Annotated in this window: 4 protein-coding genes and 2 tRNA genes; 1 reads left to right on the top strand and 5 read right to left on the bottom strand. The window is 34.6% G+C overall.

The features are described 5' to 3' along the window. From MV052_RS02790 to MV052_RS02780, 3 genes are all read right to left on the bottom strand, one after another. The coding region (locus MV052_RS02790) for a hypothetical protein (protein ID WP_297440767.1) at positions 1-214 on the bottom strand (214 nt) is incomplete at its 3' end. Positions 215-343: 129 nt separating this feature from the next. Next, positions 344-418: transfer RNA gene (locus MV052_RS02785), tRNA-Gln, on the bottom strand. 14 nt (positions 419-432) lie between these two features. After that, positions 433-509, bottom strand: a tRNA-Met gene (locus MV052_RS02780). Positions 510-621: 112 nt separating this feature from the next. Here MV052_RS02780 and MV052_RS02775 point away from each other — a divergent pair. Continuing rightward, positions 622-1641 (top strand): bifunctional 3,4-dihydroxy-2-butanone 4-phosphate synthase/GTP cyclohydrolase II, encoded by a 1020-nt coding sequence (locus MV052_RS02775; RefSeq protein WP_297440765.1) that lies wholly within the window; start codon positions 622-624, stop codon positions 1639-1641. Positions 1642-1643: 2 nt separating this feature from the next. On the opposite strand, the gene MV052_RS02770 is transcribed toward MV052_RS02775, so the two are convergent. Together MV052_RS02770 and MV052_RS02765 are read right to left on the bottom strand one after the other, a co-directional pair. Continuing rightward, positions 1644-2072 (bottom strand): hypothetical protein, encoded by a 429-nt coding sequence (locus tag MV052_RS02770; protein ID WP_297440763.1) that lies wholly within the window; start codon positions 2070-2072, stop codon positions 1644-1646. Further along, positions 2069-2530: a methylated-DNA--[protein]-cysteine S-methyltransferase gene (locus MV052_RS02765; protein ID WP_297440761.1), complete on the bottom strand. Its 462-nt coding sequence runs from the start codon at positions 2528-2530 to the stop codon at positions 2069-2071. Before MV052_RS02765 ends, MV052_RS02770 begins: the two co-directional genes overlap by 4 nt. Positions 2531-2693: the final 163 nt, after the last annotated feature.

Below are 2693 nucleotides of genomic sequence, written 5' to 3'. Positions count from 1 at the left end.
AAAAACTCTCCACCTCAAAACTACTACAGAGGATTTTATACTCAGGTATTCTATCTTCATCGCTTATGGTATTTACCCACTTGCACAAATAAGGCTCTAAGTCCAAATCTATCGCTTGTTTTATCTCAACTTCTAAAGCGTAAAGTTTTTGATAGATTGCATCAAGCCCATCAAATTCGCTTAGATTGAAACCGTAGTACCTGAATTCAACCAATAAGTGCAATAAAATATAAACAATTAACTCTTAGTTTAGCTATAATCTAAACGAGATTTACTAAATATACTTCTTGCATAATACCTAGCACAGTCTATTGTAAAACAAATGGAAATATAAATAAAAAGGTGGATGGGGTAGAGGGATTCGAACCCCCGAATACTGGTACCAAAAACCAGTGCCTTACCGCTTGGCGATACCCCAATATTCGTTAAAAATGGTTGCGGGAGACGGATTTGAACCATCGACCTTCGGGTTATGAGCCCGACGAGCTACCAAACTGCTCTATCCCGCGACATTTAAATACCTACTTCGTCGTAAGTGAGGTGAAATTATAGTCGATTTTTATTTGTTTGTCAAGGGCTTTTTAGTACAATATGAATAAATTTATAAAATATAGGAAAATCATGACACCAATAGATAGAGTAAAACAAGCGATTGAAGATATGAAACAAGGAAAGATGATTGTCATGTGTGACGATGAAGATCGCGAAAATGAGGGTGACTTAGTATATCCTGCAAGTTTTTCTACTCCAGAAAAAGTTAATTTTATGGCAAGTGAAGCAAAAGGTCTGATATGTGTATCAGTTTCAAATAAAATAGCACAAAGGCTAAAACTTGCACCAATGGTTACAGACAATGACTCACAACACGAAACAGCATTTACAGTCTCTGTTGATGCTAGACTTTGTACAACTGGTATCTCAGCAAACGAGAGAGATATGACTATACGGATATTGGCCGACAGTGAAAGTACTGCAAATGAACTAGTTCGCCCAGGTCATATCTTCCCACTCATAGCTAAAAAGGGTGGCACACTTGTAAGAACTGGTCATACTGAAGGCTCTATTGACCTATGTCGTCTTTCAGGACTTGCAGAGTCTGCTGTTATATGTGAAATCATGAAAGAAGATGGAACAATGGCAAGGCGTGATGATTTAGATATTTTTTGTGAAAAGCACAATTTAAATATGGTATATATCTCGGATATTGTTGAGTATCGTATACAGCATGAGTCTCTTGTAAGAGTTATAACTGAATCTCAAACCAAACTACTTGGAGTAGCAACAAACCGCATAGATATGGTTGACCATGAAGGTAATCACCATATTGCATATACATTTGGTGAGATTAAAAAAGAGTCTGCTGTAAAATTTCACCATATTATGCCAGATATAAAACTTTTTTCTGATGAAGAGAAGTTTAACGGAATGATAAGAGCGATAGAGTACCTCAAAACCAATGGTGGTGTTTTGATATTTCTTGATGATGAATACTCTACAAAAAAAGAGGTTAAAGAGTTTGGAATTGGTGCACAAATTCTCAAAAAATTGGGTATCGAAAAAATTAGCCTACTTACAAACTCTAAAGGAAAAGACTTTATTGGTCTTAAAGGATTTGGTTTAATTATATCTGAAGAGATATAATTTTAGAACTCTTTTGGTACCGTGCAGTCCAACTCTTCTGTTTGGGCTGCAATTGCTATAATATCTTTTTGAGTGAGCTTCCCCATAAGTGCAATAGCCCCAAGCCTCATGCACCAAATTCGTAATGCCTCTAACTCTTTTTCTTCATCTTTTAGTTTTGAAGATATACTCCATGAGCGTATGTTTTTCATATCCTTATAGTCCAAAACAGATAAAATATCTCTATCCGTTGCCCTACCCTCTACATGTAGACGAAGATCTTTCTCGCTTAGCCCTGATTTAAATACTCTGTATCCTAGTATAATTGCTTTTGCACGATTTTCGTACTTTGTTTTTATTTTGTCGAAACTATTGCCATAATATTTAAGTGCAGGTATGATATCTTTTGTCTTATATATTTTCTCTTTTTCCATATGATTTGGTTTTGTCATTTTTTTCCTTCAAGTTTTAACAACATCTCTTTTTTATCTAATCCGCCTGCATAACCTACAAGTTTTCCACTACTTCCAATAACCCTATGACAAGGAACTACAATACCTATAGGATTCTTGTTATTAGCTCCTCCAACTGCTCTGACAGCCTTTGGATTGCCAATCTTATTGGCTATATCCTTGTAGCTTCTAGTTTCACCATATGGTATATTTTGTAAAGCATTCCAAACACTCCTTTGAAAATCTGTTCCTTTTTCAAATAGTATTGGAAGAAAAAAAGTTTCTCTTGTTTTAGAAAAGTACTCATCTAATTGGGCTCTACATGTAGAGGCTATTTTTGTGTATATTTTTGGATTTTCATAAACTAAATCCGTAAAATTCATCTGTACCAAATGCTTGGCTGTACAGACAAATTTTATACTTCCAATAGGCGAATTATAGTAGTATGTTGTTTTCATTCTATATTATACCTTATTTAGGAGCTTTTTTATGAAACTAAGAATCTATTACGATACACCGTACTTTTTAAAGCACACATTTATATAGGGTTTTATAAGTTTTTATTTCTTAAACAACTGTATAAAAATGCTCCATTTTGCAGCATTATTTGGCACAAATATG

This window comes from Sulfurimonas sp., from assembly GCF_026988655.1.
In the GTDB taxonomy this organism is placed as follows: domain Bacteria; phylum Campylobacterota; class Campylobacteria; order Campylobacterales; family Sulfurimonadaceae; genus Sulfurimonas.
This window is presented reverse-complemented; position numbering and strand designations above follow the sequence as displayed.

Excerpts from the sequence above, each read along its gene's own strand:
- MV052_RS02775 (WP_297440765.1), top strand. The coding sequence starts at position 622 with ATGACACCAATAGATAGAGTAAAACAAGCGATTGAAGATATGAAACAA.
- MV052_RS02770 (WP_297440763.1), bottom strand. The coding sequence starts at position 2,072 with ATGACAAAACCAAATCATATGGAAAAAGAGAAAATATATAAGACAAAA.
- MV052_RS02765 (WP_297440761.1), bottom strand. The coding sequence starts at position 2,530 with ATGAAAACAACATACTACTATAATTCGCCTATTGGAAGTATAAAATTT.